Here is a 20,418-nt window from a genome sequence, read left to right as displayed (position 1 = left end):
GGCAAGGAAACACCAAAGGGCAAGGAAACGCCAAAGGCCAAGGCGACCACCGGTGGTACCGCCGCCTGATGACGAGCAGAGCGGCCCAGCCCCCGTCTTTCCCCCCGATTCACGATGATCGTTAACGCAACACAACAGGATATGACATGCGCAGCCATTATTGCGGCCAGCTGAACGAGACCCTGGTGGACCAGACGGTCACCCTGTGCGGCTGGGTACACCGCCGCCGTGACCACGGCGGAGTGATCTTCCTCGACATGCGCGATCGCGACGGTATCGCTCAGGTCGTGGTTGACCCCGACACCGCCGAGGCCTTCGCCAATGCCGACCGCGCCCGCAATGAGTTTGTGCTGCGCATCGAGGGACGCGTGAGGCTGCGCCCGGAAGGGACCCAGAACCCCAACATGCCCACCGGCATGATCGAGGTGCTGGCCAGTGAGGTCGAGGTCCTCAATATCGCTGCGACCCCTCCCTTCCAGCTCGACGAGCATGGCAAGGTGGGCGAGGAGGTGCGTCTCAAGCACCGCTACATCGACCTGCGCCGCCCGGAGATGATCGAGAAGCTGCGCCTGCGCTCGCGGATCTCCCACACGGTACGCGCCTTCCTGGAAGGGCAGGGGTTCCTGGATATCGAGACCCCGATCCTGACACGAGCCACACCGGAGGGCGCTCGCGACTATCTGGTGCCGAGCCGCACCCATGCCGGCAGTTTCTTCGCCCTGCCCCAGTCCCCCCAGCTCTTCAAGCAGTTGCTGATGGTGGCCGGCTTCGACCGCTACTACCAGATAGCCAAGTGTTTCCGTGACGAAGACCTGCGCGCCGACCGCCAGCCGGAATTCACCCAGATCGATATCGAGGCCTCCTTCGTGAAGGAGGGCGACATCATGGCGATCACCGAGGCGATGATTTGTCGCCTCTTCGATGAGGTCCTGGGCGTGTCATTGTCCGAGTTCCCGCGCATGAGCTGGCAAGACGCCATGCAACGTTTCGGCTCCGACAAGCCCGACCTGCGGATCCCGCTGGAGCTCACCGATGTCGATGACCTGATGACCCAGGTCGACTTCAAGGTCTTCTCCGGCCCGGCCAACGCCGCGGATGGCCGGGTCGCGGCCCTGCGCGTACCCGGCGGTGCCAAGCTGTCGCGCAAGGTGATCGATGAATACACCCGGTTCGTCGGCATCTACGGGGCCAAGGGGCTGGCCTGGATCAAGGTCAACGAGCGTGCCAAGGGCCTGGAGGGCCTGCAGTCGCCGATCGTCAAGTTCATGGAAAACGTGATCGAGCAACTGCTCGACAGGGTGGGTGCCGAAGATGGCGATATCATCTTCTTCGGTGCCGACAAGGCGACCATCGTCAGCGAGGCGATCGGAGCGCTGCGCGTCAGGCTGGGAGAGGATCTCGATCTCTATACCCGGGAGTGGGCACCACTCTGGGTCGTCGACTTCCCGATGTTCGAGGCCGATGGCAAGGGCCGGCTGAGCCCATTGCATCACCCCTTCACCTCACCCTCCTGCAGCTCCGAGGAGCTCAAGGCCGATCCGGCCTCGGCACTCTCGCGAGCCTATGACATGGTGCTCAACGGCACCGAGCTGGGTGGCGGCTCCATCCGTATTCACGACCAGGCCATGCAGACGACCGTCTTCGAGATCCTTGGCATCGGCGAGCAGGAGGCCCGGGAGAAGTTCGGCTTCCTTCTCGATGCGCTCCAGTATGGTGCGCCCCCTCATGGCGGGCTGGCCTTCGGACTGGATCGGCTGGTGATGCTGATGGCCGGTGCCCGCACCATCCGGGAAGTCATCGCCTTCCCCAAGACCCAGAGCGCGGCCTGCCTGATGACCGACGCCCCCGGGAATGTCAGTGCCAACCAGCTCAAGGAACTCAATATCCGCCTGCGCCAGAAGGCCAGGGTGGAAGCGGTCGGCGAGTAGGCAAGGATGCTGATCCTGGGTATCGATCCCGGCTCGCGGATCACCGGCTACGGGGTCCTGGACGTGACGACACCCACGCCGCGTTACGTGGCCAGTGGGTGCATCCGCACCCGTGCCGATGACCTGGCCCAGCGCCTGGCCCAGATCTATGCGGGGATCGGTGAATTGATCGCCGTGCATCGTCCCGTCGAGTTCGCCATCGAACAGGTGTTCATGTCCCGCAATGCCGATTCGGCCCTCAAGCTCGGCCAGGCCCGCGGCACCGCCATCGTCTGCGCGGCAAATCATGGCCTTGCCGTCAGCGAGTACGGTCCCCGCCAGATCAAGCAGGCGGTCACGGGATCCGGTGGCGCCGACAAGGCGCAGGTTCAGCACATGGTATCGGCCATCCTCGGCCTCGATGGCATGCCTCAGGCCGATGCCGCGGATGCCCTTGCCATCGCCCTGACCCATGCCCATGCCCGGCAGGGACTGATGACCAGAGGTAGCTTCGGCGGTCATGCATCGCGACGGAAGGGCGTCTCCTGGCGGCACTTCAAGCCCTGAAGCCTGACGTGACGAAAATTTTCGAACGGTGTTTGATGCTGGGCTGGCCTGTCGTTCGGGTGACCCGTATAGTGGTCCCATCCCTGCAGAATTCCTTGCCAATGGATATGACAGCCCCATGATCGGACGTTTGCGTGGCACCCTGATCGACAAGCAGCCGCCCTGGCTGGTGGTAGACGTGGCGGGTGTCGGCTATGAGCTGGAAGCCTCGATGAATACCCTGGTGGCATTACCCGGCACCGGGGAGGCCGTGTCCCTGTATACGCACCTCAGCGTGCGCGATGATGCCCATCTGCTCTATGGCTTCGCCCGCGAGCAGGAACGTGCCCTCTTTCGTGCCCTGATAAAGGTCAACGGCATCGGCGCGAAGCTGGCCCTGGCGATCCTTTCCGGCATGGACGAAGAGGCCTTCATTCGTTGTGTGATGGATGATGACGCCAAGTCGTTGACGCGGCTTCCGGGTGTCGGAAAGAAGACCGCAGAACGGCTGATCATCGAGATGCGTGATCGTTTCCCCCACTGGGAGCCGGCGGGGTCGGGCGTGGACCTTACGGGCACGACGGGGGCTCTTGCGCCATCAGGGCATGATACGCTGGCCGATGCGGAAGCGGCCCTGGTCAGCCTGGGCTACAAGCAGACGGAAGCCGCCAGGATGCTGGTCGGCCTCGAGGAGGAGGCGTCTACCGAGGCCATGATCAAGGCGGCCTTGAGTCGTCGGATGGCCGGTTGATGATGTTTCCGGGAACCCGCCTGGTCGCGAGGCAGATCCATGCTGGAAGATGACCGCCTGATCGCCGCCGAGAACCGTGAGGGAGACGGGCGTTTCGACTACGCCATCCGTCCCCGTCGACTGGCCGACTACATCGGCCAGCCAAGGGTCAGGGAACAGCTGGAAATCTTCATCAGTGCCGCACGGGGCCGCGTCGAGAGCCTCGACCACACCTTGGTGTTCGGTCCCCCCGGCCTGGGCAAGACCACCCTTGCTCATATCATCGCCGAGGAGATGCAGGTGGGGCTAAAGTCCACCTCCGGCCCGGTACTGGAGCGGGCCGGTGATCTGGCGGCGATGCTCACCAACCTGCAGGCCGGCGATGTACTGTTCATCGACGAGATACATCGCCTTTCGCCAGTGGTGGAGGAGATTCTCTATCCGGCGATGGAGGATTTCCAGCTGGATATCGTCATCGGCGAGGGCCCGGCGGCACGTTCCATCAAGCTGGACCTGCCCAACTTCACCCTGGTGGGCGCGACCACTCGGGCCGGGTTGCTGACGTCCCCGCTGCGTGACCGCTTCGGTATCGTCCAGCGCCTTGAGTTCTACAATATCGAGGATCTCACCGAGATCGTGGTGCGCTCCGCGCATCTCTTCGGTGTCGAGACGGACCGTTCCGGGGCCCTGGAAGTGGCGCGTCGTTCCCGGGGGACACCGCGGATCGCCAACCGCTTGCTCAGGCGTGTGCGCGACTATGCTCAGGTGCGCGGCAATGGACGCGTGGATGCCGAGATCGCCGATCTCGCCCTGAACATGCTCCACGTGGATCACCATGGGTTGGATCACATGGACCGTCGCCTGCTCCTGGCGATGATCGAGAAGTTCGACGGCGGTCCGGTGGGGGTGGGCTCCCTGGCCGCGGCTATCGGCGAGGAGCGCGACACCATCGAGGATGTCATAGAGCCCTATCTGATCCAGCAGGGCCTGATGATGCGCACCGCCCGTGGCCGTGTCGTGACCCGTCAAGCCTGGGAACACTTCGGCATGGCCCCGGCCGGGCATTCTCAGGATGCGCAGGGGGAAGTGCGACCATGACGGGCTTTCATCTGCCGGTCCGCGTCTATATCGAGGACACTGATGCCGGGGGTATCGTCTATTACGTCAATTACCTCAAGTTCATGGAGCGTGCCCGCAGCGAGTGGCTGCGCCAGCACGGCTTTACGCAGCGCTCCCTCTTCGAGGCCGGCATACAGCTGGTGGTCCATCGCCTGGAATGCCGTTATGCCAAGCCCGCCCGTCTGGATGACTGTCTCGATGTCGACACCCTGAAACCGCGTTCCTGGCCAATGGCGCTTGCCGCTGTCCTGGCCGACCCCTTAGCATCTGCGCAACTGCAAGACGCCCAACCGCAAGCCCGACGAGGATGCCAGTGAACGATTCAATGTCCATACTCCATCTGATCATGAGTGCCAGTACCGTCGTACAGGTGGTCATGCTGATTCTCACCGTGGGCTCGATTCTTTCCTGGGTGGTCATCTTCCAGCGCACCTTCGCGTTGCGCCGTGCCCGCAAGACCCACCAGATCTTTGAAGAGCGCTTCTGGTCGGGTGTCGATCTCAATGAGCTCTACCGGGAGACACCCAGCGAGAAGGAGCCCCAGGGGGCCGAGCATGTCTTCCGTGCCGGTTTCCGGGAGTTCAATCGCCTGCTGCCCAAGACACGCAGCCCCCAGGCGATCCTCGAGGGTGTGCAGCGCAGCATGCGGGTGGCCTGGTCCCGGGAGGAGGAGCGCCTTACCCTGCATCTGGTATTCCTGGCCACGGTGGCCTCGGCCAGCCCCTACATCGGCCTCTTCGGCACCGTCTGGGGGATCATGGGCTCCTTCCAGTCATTGTCGATGACCCAGCAGGCCACTCTGGCTACCGTGGCGCCCTGGATCGCCGAGGCGCTTATCGCCACCGCCATGGGCCTGTTCGCCGCGATTCCTGCGGTGATCTTCTACAACCGGTTATCCGCCGAATCCAGCAGGCTGCTGGGCAAGTACGAGGATTTCGCCGAGGAATTCCACTCCATCCTGCATCGTAATCTGCAGGGACGTGCCGAAAGCGGCTCGGCCTGAGGAGTATCGCACCATGCAAGGACCTTTCAATCGTGGCAGTGGTCGCAAGCCCATGGCCGAGATCAATGTGGTGCCCTTCATCGACGTGATGCTGGTGCTGCTGGTGATCTTCATGATTACCGCGCCCATGCTCACCCAGGGGGTCCAGGTCGAGCTTCCCCAGGTCACGTCCGAACCCATTGAGGACGTCGAGAACACTGAGCCGATCATCGTCTCGGTTGATCGTGACGGTCAGTACTACATCTCCGTGGGGGAGGACGAGACGGCCGTGTCACTGGATGAGATCGCAGAGCGCGTGATAATCATCCTCGACCGTCGTCCGGGCACCCCGGTGATGGTCCGCGGTGATCGCAATGTGCCCTATGGCCAGGTGGTGTCCCTGATGAGCACCCTGCAGGTGGCCGGCGTGGGTAATGTCGGCCTGATCTCTGAACCGCCGAGGTCCAACGAGGGGTGAGGAGCCTAGATGGCAAGTCATGATCAGCGCGTAGGCTATGGCCTGCCGACGCTCCTCGCCCTGCTTCTGCATCTCGGGGTGCTGGTCGTAAGCGTGATCAGCCTGCCGGCCAGCGCCCCCGAGCCAACCTCGTCTTCCATCGTTCAGGCGACGCTGGTCAGTACGGAGACCACGACCGATCGGGCTCAGCGCACAGAGGAAACACGGGCGCGAGCCGAGGCGAGGCAGGCGGAGGAAGACAGCCAGGCCGAGGAGGCGACCCGTCAAGCCGAGGAGCAGGCGGCCGCCGAGGCAGAACAGCAGAGGCAACAGGAAGCCGAGCGTCAGGCTCTCGAGGAGGCCAGGCTGGCCGCCGAGGCCGAGGCGGAAAGACGTGCGCAAGAGGCCGAGCAACAGGCCAGTCTCCGGGAACAGCAGGAAGCCGAGCGACGTCGTCAGGAACAGGAGGCGGAGCAGCAACGCCAGGCGGAAGAGGCCCGTCGCCAGCAGGAGACCGAGGCACAACAGCGTCGGGAGGAAGAAGCCCGTCGCCAGCAGGAGACCGAGGCACAGCAGCGTCGGGAGGAAGAAGCCCGTCGCCAGCAGGAGACCGAGGCACAACAGCGTCGGGAGGAAGAGGCTCGTCGTCAGGCCGAGGAGGCGGCCAGGCTGGCCGCCGAAGAGGCCGAACAGGCTCGCCAGCGTGCCATCCAGGAAGAGGCGGCGGCCGCCGAGGCACGTCAGGGCCAGGAGGCCGCGAACGCCTTCATCAACCTGGTGAAACGCGCCGTCGAGCAGGCCTGGGTGATTCCCCCCAACGTCTCGCAGGGGGCTTCGGCCCAGATTATTGTACGCCTCGGCCCGTCCGGTGAACTCTTCAGTGCCGAGATCTCTCAAAGTAGCGGTGACAGTGCCTTTGATCGTTCCGCCATCCAGGCGGTGGAGGCCGCGGCACCTTTCGCCGAATTGCGACAGTTGCCAGCATCGGTCCAGCGGGATTACCGTCAATTCAATCTGCTATTCAGACCCGGGGAAGTACGCTGATGAAACTCCTGATAACCACCTGGCTGGCCGCTATGCTGCTGATGGTCGGCAGCCTGGCCCAGGCCAATCTCACGATCGAGATCACGCGTGGCAGTGACCGTGCCACACCTGTCGGAGTGGTGCCCTTCGCAGGCGGTGAGGCCTTGCCCGAGGACGTGGCCCAGGTGATCCATGACAATCTGGCGCGAAGCGGTTACTTCGATCCCTTGCCCAGGGACGCCATGATGGAGCGTCCCGCCGAGAGCGGGGAGGTCCGTTACGGCAACTGGAAGGCCCTGGATGTGCGTTACCTGGTCGTGGGTCGTGCCAGCCAGGAAGGCAATGGCTATCGCCTCCAGTTCGAGTTGCTCGACGTCAATGGTGAGCGGCGAATGATCGGTGAAACCGTGACCTCTGCTCAGGGTGAACTGCGCGCCGCAGGGCACTACATCAGTGACGAGATATTCGAAGCCATCACCGGCATACGCGGTGCCTTCGCGACCCGCATCGCCTATGTGACGGCCCAGGGCGTTGGCGACAATATCCAGTACGCCCTCTACGTAGCAGATGCCGATGGCCGCAACAGCCAGCAGGTGCTCAGCTCCAGTCAGCCGATCCTTTCACCTGCCTGGTCCCCCGATGGCAGCAAGCTCGCCTATGTGTCCTTCGAGACCGATCGTCCGGCGATCTACATCCAGAACCTGGCCACCGGACAGCGTGTGCGCGCCACCTCGTTCGAAGGCATCAATGGTGCCCCGGCCTGGTCGCCGGATGGGCGTCGCCTGGCCATGGCGTTGTCGAAGGATGGCCAGCCCGAGATCTACATCATGGACATCGCCGGGCGCACCTTCGAGCGAATCACCAATAACTCGAGCATCGACACCGAACCCGACTGGTCGCCGGATGGCCGGAGCCTGCTGTTCACCTCGGATCGCAGTGGCGAGCCCCAGCTCTACCGCCTGCAACTCGGCAGCGGGGAGGCCGAACGACTGACCTTTACCGGCAACTATAACGCCCGTGGGCGCTTTGCTCCCGATGGCGATTCGATCTTCCTGATCCACCGCAGCGGTAACGGCTTCCAGGTGGCCCGGCAGGATCTCGACAGCAGCCGGCTGGTGGTACTGAGCGAGTCCCGCCTGGATGAATCGCCCAGTGTTGCCCCGAACGGGACCATGGTAATCTTCGCCACCCAGCAGGGAAACAATGGGGTGCTGGGGGCGGTATCGGCCGATGGACGCGCCTCCTTCCGGCTGCCCGCAGCACAGGGTGATGTACGCGAACCGGCGTGGTCACCATTTCTTGACTGACCCGATCACATGATGATGCCTACTGCCATCACCAAGGAGTAAGACGATGCAATTCCTACTGCCATCACCAAGGAGTAAGACGATGCAATTCAAGCCCTATACCAGGTCGCTAGCCATTGCCCTGAGCCTTGCCTTCATAGCGGGTTGTGCCGGCAAGGGAGGAACCCAGGACGGCTCCATGGACGGGACGGGTGCCGGAACAGGCACCGGTACCGCGGGTACCGGCGTGGCGGGAACCGGTCAGGTCAGCGGTACTGGCCTCGGCGCGGGTAGCGGTCAGATGGCCGACTCGCGTATCCCCGAGGTTCGCACGATCTATTTCGCCTATGACAGCGATCAGATCCGCAGCGAGTTCGAGTCGGTACTCAACGCCCATGCCCGTTACCTGCGTTCCAACGGTAATGCCAGGGTGGTGCTACAGGGGCACACCGACGAGCGGGGGACCCGCGAATACAACCTGGCTCTCGGTGAGCGTCGGGCCAATGGCGTGGAAAGGTTCCTCAATATTCAGGGCGTCTCGCCGTCCCAGGTGGAGGTCGTCAGCTACGGTGAGGAGCGCCCCGCTGCTCGTGGCCAGAGTGAGGACGCCTATGCCCAGAACCGCCGGGTCATCTTCGCCTACTGAGAGGCGCGATTCCCGCGTCGATGGAGATACGCATGAAACACGGTCTGAAAGGACTGTGCGGCGCGGGAGCCCTGGTGCTCCCGTTGTCCGTATGGCTACCCGCAGTGGCACAGCAACCGATCGTCGAGGACCTCACGGCCCAGCGGAGTTCCTTCTACGATCAGACGCAAACCCGTCAGGAGTCGGGCGGTAGCCTGGTGCTCTTCAATCAGGTACAGGAACATCAGCGCGAATTGCAGCAACTGCGTGGTCAGGTCGAGGAACTTCGCCACCAGCTCGAGCAACTCAGGCGTCAGACCCGCCAGCAGTACCTCGATCTGGAGGATCGTCTGGCGACGGCCGAGCCCATCGGCGTCGATGCGCCGGAGCAGGTCGATGAGGACGCGGCCCGCCAGGTGGCCGAGGCTCCCTCGCCGAGTGGCGCGGATGCCGATGCCCAGACGGCCTACCATTCGGCCTTCGCCAACGTCCAGTCACGAGAGTTCGGTGAGGCGATCCGTGCCTTCGAGGGTTTCGTGGTCGACTACCCCGATACCAGCCTGACCGCCAATGCGTATTACTGGCTCGGTGAGCTTCATTCGGCGGAAGGCAATCTCGATGACGCCGAGGTTGCCTTCACGACCGTGCTCGACGACTACTCGCAGAGCAACAAGGTGCCGGACGCCCTCTACAAGCTGGGACTGCTCAAGGCTCGCCAGGGCCAACCCGGCGAGAGCCGTGAGTTGCTCGAGCGGGTTATCGAGAACCATCCCGAAAGCAGTGCCGCCGGGCTTGCCAACGACTTCCTCCGCCAGGCGGTCAACTGATCGACCAAGGAGCATCGATGAGCTGCAAGATCGATTACCAGCCACCTTCCGACCTGCTCAAGGGGCGCGTCATCCTGGTGACCGGTGCCGGGGACGGCATCGGGCGGGTGGCCGCCCTGGACTGTGCTGGCCACGGTGCCACGGTGATACTGCTGGGCAGGACGATTGCCAAGCTCGAGAAGGTCTATGACGAGATCGAGGCATCGGGTGGTCCTCAGCCGGCGATCTTTCCGTTGAATCTCGAGGGGGCGACGCTCAAGGATTATCACGACATGGTCGAGACCCTGGAGGCGGAATTCGGCCGCCTGGATGGCCTGCTGCATAACGCCGGCCTGCTGGGCCGCATCACGCCCTTCGAGCAGTACAATCCCGAGCTCTGGGATCAGGTCATGCAGGTCAATATCAACGGGCCCATCTGGATGACCCAGGCGCTGTTGCCGCTACTCAAGGCCTCCGAGGATGCCTCTCTGGTGTTCACTTCCTCCAGCGTCGGTCGCAAGGGTCGAGCCTATTGGGGGGCCTATTCGGTTTCCAAGTTCGCCACCGAGGGCTTCATGGAGGTGCTGGCCGATGAGCTGGAACACCTCGGTAACATCCGCGTCAACAGCCTGAACCCCGGTGCCACCCGAACCTGGATGCGCAAGACCGCCTACCCGGGTGAGGACCCGAGCCTCCTGCGAACACCAGAAGAGATCATGCCGACCTACCTGTGGTTGCTGGGACCCGACAGCCGTGGCCACAACGGCCTGGCCTTCGACGCTCAGCCACCCAGGGAATAGGCCGACGGACGCGACTCAGTTCATCAGGGCGGACGCCAGATCTTCGCCGGTATCGAACCATCGATCCGCCGGCCAGTGGCGGTAGTCCTCGGCTTCGTCGATATAGCCATAACCCACCGCAATCGCCGGCATGCCGGCGGCGCGAGCCGCCTGGATGTCGCGCAGGTGGTCGCCGATGTACCAGCAATCCTCCGGAGGCGTGTCGAGCTGGCTGGCGGCCATCCACAACGGCTCCGGCTCGGGTTTCTTCACCGGCAGGTCGTCGGCACATACCAGAACCCCGGGGACGAGACCCAGCGCCTCAAGCAGCGGCTCGGCATAGAGTCGCGGCTTGTTGGTGACGATCCCCCAGGGCTGTTGACGGTCTTCCCAGAAGCTGAGCAGCACTGCCAGGGGAGGGAAGACGCGACTCTCGATCGCCAGTTGACGCTTATAGGCATCGAGCAGGAAGGCCCGTGCCTGCGGGTGATCCCGGTGAGCCAGGTCGAAACCCAGCGCCAGGGTCACCAGGGCGTTTCCGCCATTGGAGACCTGGGCGCGTATGACCGGGTAGGGAAGGGGAGGCAGCCCATGGTGGATGCGCAGGGCATTGGTCGCTCGAGCGAGGTCCGGCGCCGTATCCACCAGCGTGCCGTCGAGATCGAACAGCAGGGCGCGAGGGCGGTCGGTGATGGTGGTCATTCGTCGTCTCGTCGACAATGCATCAGGTAATTGACCGAGACATCCCGTGACGACAGGCGGTAGTGTCCTGTCACGGGGTTGTAGACCAGTCCATTCTGCTCGCATACCTCGAGGCCTGCTTCTCGGCACCAGGCGGCAAGTTCGGAAGGGCGAATGAACTTCTGGTAGTCATGGGTACCACGGGGCAGCATCTGCAGGAGATATTCGGCACCGATGATCGCCAACAGATAGGACTTGGGATTGCGATTGAGTGTCGAGAAGAACAGCTGTCCACCGGGCTTGACGAGTCGGGCACAGGCATCCACCACCGAGCCAGGGTCGGGCACATGCTCCAGCATTTCCAGGCAGGTCACCACATCGAAGCTGTCCGGTGACGCTTCGGCCATTGCCTCGACACTGAGGCACCGATAGTCAAGTTCCACGCCGGTCTCCGACGCATGGAGACGGGCCGCTGCCAGGGGAGCCTCCCCGAGGTCGATGCCGGTGACATCGGCGCCACGACGGGCCATTTCCTCGGCGAGCAGCCCTCCGCCGCATCCAACGTCGAGAACCCGACGCCCGGCGAGGCCCGCCCGGGCGTCGATGAAATCGAGCCGCAACGGATTGATGTCATGCAAGGGCTTGAATTCGCCATCCGGGTCCCACCATCGTTCCGAAAGCGCTTCGAACTTGGCGATCTCCAGAGGATCGACGTTATCCGATCGGCTGTGACTTTTGCTCATCTGACCTCTCCGTTCCGCGATCAAGGTGGTTGCCCGCGAGCCGACACGGTGGCAGGTCGAAACGCGTTCGGTATCATGACCCATTCTACCGTCATCCGTCTCGACGATGGCTACTGGACAAGGATTTCATCATGATCAAGAAGGCTGTGCTTCCCGTTGCCGGTTTCGGCACTCGCTGCCTGCCGGCATCGAAGGCGATTCCCAAGGAAATGATCACCATCGTCGATCGTCCGGTGATCCAGTACGGGGTGCAGGAAGCGGTGTCCGCCGGGATCCGGGACATCGTGCTGGTGACCCATGGGTCCAAGGGCTCCATCGAGAACCACTTCGATACCCATTTCGAACTGGAAGCAAGCCTGGAGGCCAAGGGCAAGCATGAACTCCTCGCGGAATTGCGCTCCATTGTGCCCGACGACGTCAATATCATCAGCGTTCGCCAGTCAGAGCCCCTGGGACTGGGTCATGCCGTCCTCTGCGCACGGCCCGTCATCGGGGACACCGAGCCCTTCGCGGTCCTGCTGCCCGATGTGCTGGTCGACGATCAGGGGCTTGCCCGCAATGACCTCGCCGGCATGATCGATGCCTTCGAGCGCAGCGGCCACGCCCAGCTGATGGTGGAAGAAGTTCCCCATGCGCTGGTCTACAAGTACGGCATCGTGGATACCGGCGGCGAGATTCCTGGCCCCGGTGAGTCACGGGCCCTGTCCGGCTTGGTGGAGAAGCCCGCGGTTGACGAGGCACCCTCGGACCTGGCGGTCATCGGTCGCTATGTGCTGCCGGGAGCCATCTTTCCGATTCTCGCCGAGACGCCGCCGGGCGCCGGCAACGAGATCCAGTTGACCGATGCCATCGAGACCCTGCGCCGGCAGGCGGGCGTTGATGCCTGGCGCATGTCCGGAAAGACCTATGACTGTGGCCATCAGCTCGGCTACCTCGAGGCCATCCTGGCCTATGGCCGGCGACATGCCCGCTATGGTGAAGGATTTCGTGACTTGCTGACCCGCTATGCGGGCGAGGACTGATCCATGCGGGTACTGGTACACGGCAGTGAACTCGCTGCCGCCACGGCGGCGGCGGCTCTTTCCTGGGTCGGCCATCGGGTCATCTGGATTCCCCATCCGGGCGATCCCTGGTCTCGCCTCTCACGGGCCGACTGGCTGAACAGGGAGCCGCGACTGGCAATGCAGCTCGAGGACAGCCGTGCCCACGGCAACCTCTCCATCGTCGAGGCAGACGATTTGAGCGAGGCGGACGGTGAAGGCATCGATGTGCTCTGGTTGGCGCTGTCACCTGAGCAGCGTGGTGACCTGGCTCAGCCGGTCGCGACTCTCGTCAGGCGAGCCGCGCGGGGCCTTGTGCTGGTCAACAATTCCACCTTTCCGGTCGGCGAGACGGAGCGCCTAGAGGCCTGCCTCGGTGAGGGAATCGTGGCGGTGGCCTTGCCAGATCTGCTGGAGGAGGGTCGCGCCTGGGAGACCTTCACACGTCCCGGACGCTGGCTGCTGGGCTGCGATGATGCGGTTTCCGAGGCGCGGGTGCGTGAGCTGCTGCGGGCCTTCAACCGGCGCAGCGATGTGTTTCAGCGCATGCCGCGTCGCGCGGCAGAACTCACCAAGCTGGCCATCAACGGCATGCTGGCCACCCGCCTGAGCTACATGAACGAGATTGCCGGGCTGGCCGACACCCTGGAGGTGGATGTCGAACATGTCCGCCAGGGGATGGGCGCCGACTCGCGCATCGGCTATGAATACCTCTATCCGGGGTGCGGTTTCGGGGGGCCCAATTTCTCCCGTGACCTGATGCGTCTCGCCGATGTGCAGTCGGCCAGCGGCAGACACTCGCTGCTCCTCGACCAGGTGCTGGACATCAACGAACACAAGAAGGAGACGCTCTTCCGCAAGCTGTGGTCCCATTTCCGGGGTCGCCTCGAGGGTCGCACCGTGGCCATCTGGGGAGCGGCCTTCAAGCCCGGCACGGCACGCATCGATCATGCGCCGGTGCTCGTTCTGCTGGACGCCCTATGGGCCCAGGGGGTAAGGGTGAGGCTTCACGATCCGGCGGCCATTCCCTCGCTGCTGAGCGAGGTCGGTGACCACCCCTTGCTCGAGGTGTTCGACGTGGACCCCTACGACGCCTGTCACGGTGCGGATGCCTTGATGCTGGTCACCGAGTGGAAGGAATACTGGAATCCGGACTGGGGACGGCTTGCCGGCTTGCTCCGCGAGCGCCTGCTGCTCGATGGTCGCAACATCTATGATCCCGCCTGGGTCGCCGCCCAGGGCCTCGTCTATCGAGGGATTGGCCGGCGCGCGAATCCGCTGACGGAAAGGATCTCTGTCGTCGACGCGGGAACATCGGCGGGTGAGGGGCCTTAATCGAGATTCTGGGCAACGAAATCCCAGTTGATCACGGCCCAGAGATTCTCGATGTACTTGTCACGTGCATGGCGATAATCGATGTAATAGGCGTGTTCCCAGAGATCGATGCCCAGCAGGGGCACCTGTCCATGGGCGATGGGGGTATTGGCATCGTGGGTCGTCAGGATCTCCACGCCGCTGTCCTCGGCCCTGATCAACCAGATCCAGCCAGTACCGAAGTGGTCGAAGGCTCGGGATCGGAATTCCGCCTTGAAGACCTCGAAGGATCCGAACCGGCCCTCGATGGCAGTGGCCAGTTTCCCGGAGGGCTCTCCCCCTGCCCTGGGTGACAGGCAGTGCCAGTAGAAGGTGTGATTCCAGGCCTCACACGCCTGGTTCAGGAGCCTGCCACTGCTGCTCCGGATGAGGCTCTCGAGCGACTTGCCTGCCTCGTCGGTGCCCTCGGTGAGGACATTGAGTTCGTCGACATGGGCCCGATGGTGCTTGCCATAGTGATAGTCGAGGGTCTCGGCAGAGAGATAGGGTTCGAGCGCATTCCTGTCAAAAGGCAGGGCGGGGAGTTCAAGGGCCATCTGGGTCTTCCTGGGGACGCGGGACGAGACATCGGTGACGGCTTGCCTGGGCAAGCGTTGGACGGCAAGGATACGTTTTGAATGAAAAAAACCTTACACTATGAAAAGGCTATAAAACAGTTGCCGGGACCTTCCTGAAGAAAGGCGCAATCTGAAGAAAGGCGCAATGTCGGTGGTGACGATCATTCCCGGCGGCTTCTGGCTCGATCCCGTCAATCGCAGTGGATCACATCGCTCGAGATCAAAGGAGTAGGCCATGGCAGAGCGCCCGGATGACCGCCGGCAGGCGCGCCCCATCGTCCCGGACCCGGATGACAGCCTGGCACCCCATCGTTTTCGTTACCCCAGTCCACCACGTGTCTGGCCCTTGTGGCTGCTGATCCTGCTGCTGATCGCCGCCCTGGCGGGGATGGCCTGGATGGCCTGGGAAGAGCGTGAACGCTTCCAGCGTGACCTCACCCGACTCAGCGGTGAAGTCTCCAATGTTCATGCGCGTTTCGACATGGATGAGGGCAGGGGTGAGGCCCTGGCCGGGGTCGAATCCCGGCTGGATGTCCTGGAGCGCCAGGACGAGCAGATGCAGGAGCAGGTGTCCGCTCGATTCGTCGCTATCGATGAGCGTATCGATGACCTGCAGGCACGGGTGGTGAGAATCGGCGAAGCCGCCGCGACCCGTGAAGCCATGCTGTCGGCCACCCAGGCTTCCCTGGATGCCCTGGAACGGGTCGGAGATGAGGGTCGAGCGGCCCTTGGCGAACGTCTGGTCGCGGTTACCGAGCGACGTGAGCGGGATGCCGAGCGGCTCGATAGTCTGATCGACCGGGTCGAGGGGCTGGAGGGCGAGGTGCCGGCGTCTGCTCTGGAGGAGCGCATGACACGCATCGAGGGGCAGCTCCAGGAGCGGCTGGATGAGGCATTGGCTCGATTGTCCGGGCTGGGGACAGAGGTTGAAGCCCTGACCTCATCACGGCATGATGACAGCGAACGGATCGCTGCGATGGATGGTCGCGTAGCGGCCCTGGCATCGGATATTGGCGAACTGCGTCGTGCCCAGTTGGCATTGAGCGCCCAACTGGAAGCCCTGCGGCCATGATGGCGCAGTGAATCACGCCACCGGCAAAGCGTCGAACCAACGTCAGGAAGCCGTTGATATGGGAAAACGCGTGTTGACACGCTTGGGTGCAGGGATGCTGTGTCTCTTCGTGTCGTCCTCGACATGGGCGATCGAGGCGAGCATTGAGGACCTGGAAGGAGAGGTGGCCGACAATGTTCGGAACTATCTCCAGGGCATCGAGGCGGACCAGTACAGCCGGTCTAGGCTGGAATCCGAAATCCAGCGTCTTGCCCGTGAGGCGTTGCGCGTATACGGCTACTACGAGCCCCAGGTCGTCCAGGACATCATCGGCGAGGTTACCCCCGAGCGTGTGGATCTGGTCATCGACCCCGGCCCGAGGGTAAGGATAGAGGTCCTGGATCTTCGCCTGGAGGGCGATGCCACCGAGGATGCCAGCTTCCGGGAGGTCATCGGCGTCTTCCCCCTGGCGGTCGGTGACCCACTGGTCCATGCCCCCTATGACAGCCTGCGTGGCCGTCTGGCCAACCTGTCCCTGGAGAGGGGCTATTTCGACTGGCGCTTCACCGACAGGCGCATGGAGGTCAGGCCCTATGATCAGAGTGCCCGACTCTATCTGGCCCTCGATAGCGGCCCTCGATACCGCTTCGGTGAGGTCAGCCTGTTCGGCAGTCATATCGATGAGGACCGGCTGCGCAACCTGATGACGTTTCCCCCCGGGGATCCCTACCTCGCCGGGAAACTCGCCCGCTACAACCAGCGACTCGGCCAGACCAACTGGTTCAGCTCGGTCACCGTGCGCCCTCGACTGAATGTCGCCGAGAGCCTGGTGCTGCCCGAGGCTCCCAGCGGGTTCTGGGCAGAACTCGAACTCGACGCCGACTTCGCGATGACACCACCGGCAGAGCCCCGGCTCAGCCAGGCGGCCCTCGAACAGGTATCCGCCCTGCATCGTGCCGCGCGCACCGAGGTGCCCATCGATGTCAGCCTGACACCGGCCGATCGTCACCAGTTCGAGATCGGTGTCGGCTTTGCCACCGATGTGGGGCCAAGAACCCGGTTCGCCTGGAAGCAGCCATGGATCAATCGGCAGGGCCATGGTCTCGACAACAGCCTCTACCTGTCCGGTCCCGAACAGCGTTTGACCGGCGCCTACACCTTGCCGCTCGACAACCCCTTACGGGACAGTTACCGCTTCCAGTACGGGTTTCGCCATCGCGACACCGATGACACCCAGAGTCTGGAGGCCACCGTGGAAGCCGCCAGGCGCTGGGAATTCGAAAACCGCTGGATCCAGAGTCTCTACCTGCGCAGCACCCTCGAGGACTTCACCCAGGGGGACGAGTCGGAGCAGGTATGGCTGCTCTATCCCGGTGTCAGCTGGTCAAGGACCCGGACACGCAACCCGACTTTCCCCACATGGGGAGACCGACAACGGATCGCCTTCGAGGTCTCTGACGGTCTCTGGGGGTCCAGTGCAGACTTCCTGCGCCTGACCGGCGATACCCAATGGATTCGCATGTTCGGCGACGACAGCCGCTTCATCACCCGGCTGGGGCTGGGGGCCATCGAGACCGATGACTTCAGCAAGATACCGCCCTCCCTGCGTTTCTTCACCGGTGGCGATCGCAGCATCCGCGGCTATGCCTACGAGAGTCTGGCGCCGAGAAATACCCAGGGCGAGCTGCGTGGTGGCCAACAATTACTTACTGCCAGTGCCGAATTCCAGCGACGCGTCACCGGCGACTGGTGGGGCGCCGCCTTCATCGACACCGGCGATGCCTTCGATGACTGGGGCCCCGATGCCCTCAATACCGGCGCTGGCCTTGGCGTGCGCTGGGTATCACCGGTTGGACCGATACGCCTGGATATCGCACACCCCTTCGATGACGAGGACAATTCGTGGCGCCTGCATTTCGCCATCGGCCCGGAGTTCTGATGGTCCGACGTCTGATATGGGCATTCTTCCGCCTGGTGATTTTTCTTCCCCTCTGGTTTCTGGGTCTGGTGGTCTTCGCCCTGGGTCTGGTGTTGTCCCCCTGGGGGACGGGCCTGTTGCTTGAGGAGGGGGCCAACCGGGGGTTCTATGAACTGGACACCTCGCAGGGGGCTCCCCTGGACACCCTGGTCCTCAATGATCTGCGCTTCACCGTCGGGCCTGCCAGAGTCGCCGCCCAGCGCATCGAGCTGGCCTGGGGAGAGAACTGCCTGCTGCGTGGACGCCTGTGTCTAGATGGCCTGATCCTGGAGGGGGCCCGTATCCGTCTCGGCGAGTCCGCCGACGCGCCGGACGAGGCCGACGATGCGGCGCCGGCTGCCCCACTGGAGGCGATTTCCCTTCCCTTCCCGGTGGAGATCCGTTCCATTGCCCTGCTGGACGTCGAGGTTCAGCTGGTGGATGGCACCCGCCTGAGCTGGGACCACTTCACTACCGGTGCAGTGGCGCAAGGGTCCACCCTGACTCTCCTGCCCACCCGCCTGGCCGGTATCCGGCTGCTGCTGCCCCTGTCGCCGGGATCTCGTCTGGCGCTCAGTGAGGCGGATCATGAAGGCTCCAGACTGGCTGCTCAGGCTATCGATGCGAGTATCGCCGTGCAGTCTTCCTTGCCGACTCAGGCCGCCGCCGAACTCGAAGGGCTGGCTAGCCTGCCACTGGAATCGCAACCGCGTCGTGAGCTTCCTGAGATTCGGCTGCCGCTGCGTCTCGAGGTGCCGGAATTGCTGGTCGAGGACTTCGCCGTCTCTGGCGCCGCGGACTATGGGGTCCAGCGGCTGGCACTCAGCCTGTCGGGGGAGGGGCATCTCATCGAGATCACGCCTCTGGAAGTGGCCACTCGCGATGTCGATGCGCGCCTGGAGGCCAGTGTCGAGCTCAAGGATGACTATCCCCTGGATGTCCGCCTCGAAGCCGCTCTCTTGCTACCCGAGATCATGCCCGACCTGGCCGGCCAACGCCTCGATCTGACCCTCGCCGGGAGCCTGGCCGAGCTCAGCGGAAGTCTCGGTTTCAGGGGACCCGTCAACGGGACGCTGGATGTCCGACTGGATGCCCTCGACCCGACATTGCCCTTCACGGCAGCCCTGAACAGCGACTTGATCCAGTGGCCCTTGCCAGGCAAGGCACCCCTCGCCGAGGAGCAAGAGGCGGATGAGGCAGATGAGGCAAATGAGAAAGTCGTCACCGAGCCCTGGCTGGTGGAGGATATCGACCTGCGTCTCGAGGGCAGTCTGCTCGACTATCGTCTCGCCGCCTCGCTGATGGTCGAGGGCCCGCAGCTGCCCTATACCCGACTGGCGCTCACGGGAACCGGCGACAACCAGCATTTTGCCTGGACACCACTCTCGGTCAGCCTCGGTGATGCCTCGGTGGTGAGCCGTGGACGGGTCGACTGGTCCGACGATCTCGCCGTCGAGGGGCTGCTGCGGCTGGATAATGTCAATCCCGGAGACTTCGTCGATGGACTCCAGGGGCGTCTCGACGGTGACGTGAACCTCTCCTTCGCCCAGTCTCCGGCGGGCTGGAACCTGCGGATGCCCGATCTGGCCATCGATGGTGAGCTGCAGGCATTGCCCCTGTCATTGCGCGCCAGCGTCTCGGGTGACAGCGACATGCAATGGACCATCAAGCAACTCGATTTCCGCCAGGCCAAGAACCGTCTCAACGCCAGTGGTCGGGTCAGTGAATCACGCCTTGACGTCTCCGGTGAGCTTGACTTTCCCGCCCTGGCCAATCTCCACGATGAACTGGCCGGCAGCCTGGTGGGCGACTTCAGGGCGTCGGGTTCCCTGGCCTCTCCGGAGTTGGACCTGGATCTCTCCGGCAATGGCCTGGCCTTCGTCGATAACCGTCTTGAGCGGCTTCGCCTGGTCGGCTCGGTCATGGGGCTCGAGGACCCCGAGATGGATGTGCGGCTGGACATCGACCGGCTCAATGCCGCCGGGGAGCGCTTCAATGACATCGTCCTGGTGCTGGAAGGCCGGTTGTCCAATCACCGTCTCGATCTCGATGCCAATGCCGGCGAGGGGATGCCGCTGTCCCGAGCATCATTGGCCCTGGAGGGTGCCATGGGGACGGAGCGAGAGGGCTATGCCGGTCGCCTGAGCTCCCTGGAAGTGGATACCGACTATGGCGATATCCGTCTCGCCGAGCCTCTGGCCTTCGAGGTCGACATTCCGGCAGGGAGTGCCCGGGTACAGCCGTTCTGTCTGCGTCGTGAGCAGGGTGGGTCCCTGTGTCTGGAGGAAACCCTCGATGCCTCGGCAGAGCAGGGTAGCGCCGTGCTTGGGATACGCGCTCTGCCCATGTCGCTGGTCGAGGACCTGATGCCCGAGAACTGGGACCTGGGCGGAGCCACCGATGCCGAACTGAGCGCGGAATGGCGTCAGGGCGGGGCCCAGTGGCAGGCCGATCTTGATGTCCGGAGCGAGATCCGCCTCGCCGGCCTGGATGCCTATGGCCAACCCTGGCAACTTCCCGAGTCACGTCTGTCTCTGGAGGTGGATGCCAATCCCACCCGGGCAGACCTCGACCTGTCACTGACCCTGGCAGAGTCGGGTCGGCTGCAACTCGCATTGGGTATCGATGATCCGGTGGATGTCGGAAGCCTCGACGGGCGCTTGATCATCGATGACCTTCGGATCTCCCGCTATCGTACCCTGGTGGCCGGAATGGATACCCTGGAAGGGCGCATCGATGGCGATGTGAGGATCGG

At 63.5% G+C, this 20,418-nt stretch carries 20 protein-coding genes; 17 read left to right on the top strand and 3 right to left on the bottom strand.

The features are described from left to right. Positions 1-146: 146 nt before the first annotated feature. The 12 genes from aspS (at position 147) to ACESMD_RS01160 (ending at position 10,281) form a co-directional block, all read left to right on the top strand. A complete protein-coding gene (gene aspS / locus ACESMD_RS01215) occupies positions 147-1,928 on the top strand; it encodes an aspartate--tRNA ligase (protein WP_372609553.1) in 1,782 nt (593 codons plus the stop codon). 6 nt (positions 1,929-1,934) lie between these two features. Continuing rightward, a complete protein-coding gene (ruvC, locus tag ACESMD_RS01210; RefSeq protein WP_372609551.1) occupies positions 1,935-2,474 on the top strand; it encodes a crossover junction endodeoxyribonuclease RuvC in 540 nt (179 codons plus the stop codon). Positions 2,475-2,592: 118 nt separating this feature from the next. Next, entirely contained in the window at positions 2,593-3,204 is a 612-nt protein-coding gene (gene ruvA / locus ACESMD_RS01205; protein ID WP_372609549.1) for a Holliday junction branch migration protein RuvA, read from the top strand. A 39-nt stretch (positions 3,205-3,243) separates the two neighbouring features. Then, on the top strand, positions 3,244-4,281 hold the full coding sequence (gene ruvB, locus ACESMD_RS01200) for a Holliday junction branch migration DNA helicase RuvB (RefSeq protein WP_372609547.1): 1,038 nt from the start codon (positions 3,244-3,246) through the stop codon (positions 4,279-4,281). After that, a complete protein-coding gene (locus tag ACESMD_RS01195) occupies positions 4,278-4,619 on the top strand; it encodes a YbgC/FadM family acyl-CoA thioesterase (protein WP_372609545.1) in 342 nt (113 codons plus the stop codon). The genes ruvB and ACESMD_RS01195 overlap by 4 nt, the downstream gene beginning before the upstream one ends. 8 nt (positions 4,620-4,627) lie before the next feature. Further along, positions 4,628-5,305 carry a protein TolQ gene (tolQ, locus tag ACESMD_RS01190; RefSeq protein ID WP_372609543.1) on the top strand — a complete coding sequence of 226 codons (678 nt, stop codon included), beginning with the start codon at positions 4,628-4,630 and terminating at the stop codon, positions 5,303-5,305. Positions 5,306-5,318: 13 nt separating this feature from the next. Continuing rightward, positions 5,319-5,762 carry a protein TolR gene (gene tolR / locus ACESMD_RS01185; RefSeq protein ID WP_372609541.1) on the top strand — a complete coding sequence of 148 codons (444 nt, stop codon included), beginning with the start codon at positions 5,319-5,321 and terminating at the stop codon, positions 5,760-5,762. A 9-nt stretch (positions 5,763-5,771) separates the two neighbouring features. Further along, entirely contained in the window at positions 5,772-6,785 is a 1,014-nt protein-coding gene (tolA, locus tag ACESMD_RS01180) for a cell envelope integrity protein TolA (protein WP_372609539.1), read from the top strand. Continuing rightward, positions 6,785-8,071, top strand: a complete 1,287-nt coding sequence (tolB, locus tag ACESMD_RS01175) for a Tol-Pal system beta propeller repeat protein TolB (protein WP_372609537.1) — start codon at positions 6,785-6,787, stop codon at positions 8,069-8,071. The genes tolA and tolB overlap by 1 nt, the downstream gene beginning before the upstream one ends. 82 nt (positions 8,072-8,153) lie before the next feature. Beyond that, positions 8,154-8,696 carry a peptidoglycan-associated lipoprotein Pal gene (gene pal / locus ACESMD_RS01170; RefSeq protein ID WP_372609535.1) on the top strand — a complete coding sequence of 181 codons (543 nt, stop codon included), beginning with the start codon at positions 8,154-8,156 and terminating at the stop codon, positions 8,694-8,696. A gap of 32 nt (positions 8,697-8,728) precedes the next feature. After that, positions 8,729-9,502, top strand: coding sequence for a tol-pal system protein YbgF (ybgF, locus tag ACESMD_RS01165; protein ID WP_372609533.1), 774 nt, complete (start codon positions 8,729-8,731; stop codon positions 9,500-9,502). Between the two features lie 17 nt (positions 9,503-9,519). After that, the gene (locus ACESMD_RS01160; RefSeq protein ID WP_372609531.1) at positions 9,520-10,281 is read left to right on the top strand and encodes a YciK family oxidoreductase; all 762 of its coding nucleotides are present in this window, start codon (positions 9,520-9,522) and stop codon (positions 10,279-10,281) included. Positions 10,282-10,296: 15 nt separating this feature from the next. Here the strand turns inward: ACESMD_RS01160 and ACESMD_RS01155 are convergent, their stop codons facing one another. Both ACESMD_RS01155 and ubiG read right to left on the bottom strand, forming a co-directional pair. Continuing rightward, positions 10,297-10,962, bottom strand: a complete 666-nt coding sequence (locus ACESMD_RS01155) for an HAD-IA family hydrolase (RefSeq protein ID WP_372609529.1) — start codon at positions 10,960-10,962, stop codon at positions 10,297-10,299. Beyond that, a complete protein-coding gene (ubiG, locus tag ACESMD_RS01150; RefSeq protein ID WP_372609527.1) occupies positions 10,959-11,684 on the bottom strand; it encodes a bifunctional 2-polyprenyl-6-hydroxyphenol methylase/3-demethylubiquinol 3-O-methyltransferase UbiG in 726 nt (241 codons plus the stop codon). Before ubiG ends, ACESMD_RS01155 begins: the two co-directional genes overlap by 4 nt. A gap of 131 nt (positions 11,685-11,815) precedes the next feature. Here ubiG and galU point away from each other — a divergent pair, with 131 nt between their 5' ends. Both galU and ACESMD_RS01140 read left to right on the top strand, forming a co-directional pair. Further along, entirely contained in the window at positions 11,816-12,706 is an 891-nt protein-coding gene (gene galU / locus ACESMD_RS01145) for a UTP--glucose-1-phosphate uridylyltransferase GalU (RefSeq protein WP_372609525.1), read from the top strand. A gap of 3 nt (positions 12,707-12,709) precedes the next feature. Next, complete coding sequence (locus ACESMD_RS01140; protein ID WP_372609523.1) at positions 12,710-14,059, top strand: UDP binding domain-containing protein; 1,350 nt, start codon at positions 12,710-12,712, stop codon at positions 14,057-14,059. Here the strand turns inward: ACESMD_RS01140 and ACESMD_RS01135 are convergent. Then, a complete protein-coding gene (locus ACESMD_RS01135) occupies positions 14,056-14,634 on the bottom strand; it encodes a superoxide dismutase (RefSeq protein ID WP_372609521.1) in 579 nt (192 codons plus the stop codon). The genes ACESMD_RS01140 and ACESMD_RS01135 overlap by 4 nt on opposite strands. Before the next feature lie 256 nt (positions 14,635-14,890). Here ACESMD_RS01135 and ACESMD_RS01130 point away from each other — a divergent pair, with 256 nt between their 5' ends. The 3 genes from ACESMD_RS01130 to ACESMD_RS01120 form a co-directional block, all read left to right on the top strand. Then, entirely contained in the window at positions 14,891-15,727 is an 837-nt protein-coding gene (locus tag ACESMD_RS01130; RefSeq protein ID WP_372609519.1) for a hypothetical protein, read from the top strand. A gap of 58 nt (positions 15,728-15,785) precedes the next feature. Then, the gene (locus ACESMD_RS01125; protein ID WP_372609517.1) at positions 15,786-17,645 is read left to right on the top strand and encodes an autotransporter assembly complex family protein; all 1,860 of its coding nucleotides are present in this window, start codon (positions 15,786-15,788) and stop codon (positions 17,643-17,645) included. Next, a partial coding sequence (locus ACESMD_RS01120) for a translocation/assembly module TamB (protein ID WP_372609515.1) occupies positions 17,645-20,418 on the top strand: 2,774 nt, incomplete at its 3' end. The genes ACESMD_RS01125 and ACESMD_RS01120, both read left to right, overlap by 1 nt.

Origin of the sequence: Halomonas sp. (genome assembly GCF_041689495.1) — a bacterium.
Taxonomy (GTDB): Bacteria; Pseudomonadota; Gammaproteobacteria; order Pseudomonadales; family Halomonadaceae; genus Halomonas.
The sequence above is the reverse complement of the archived record's forward strand: the minus strand, read 5'-3'. Positions and strand labels throughout refer to the sequence as shown.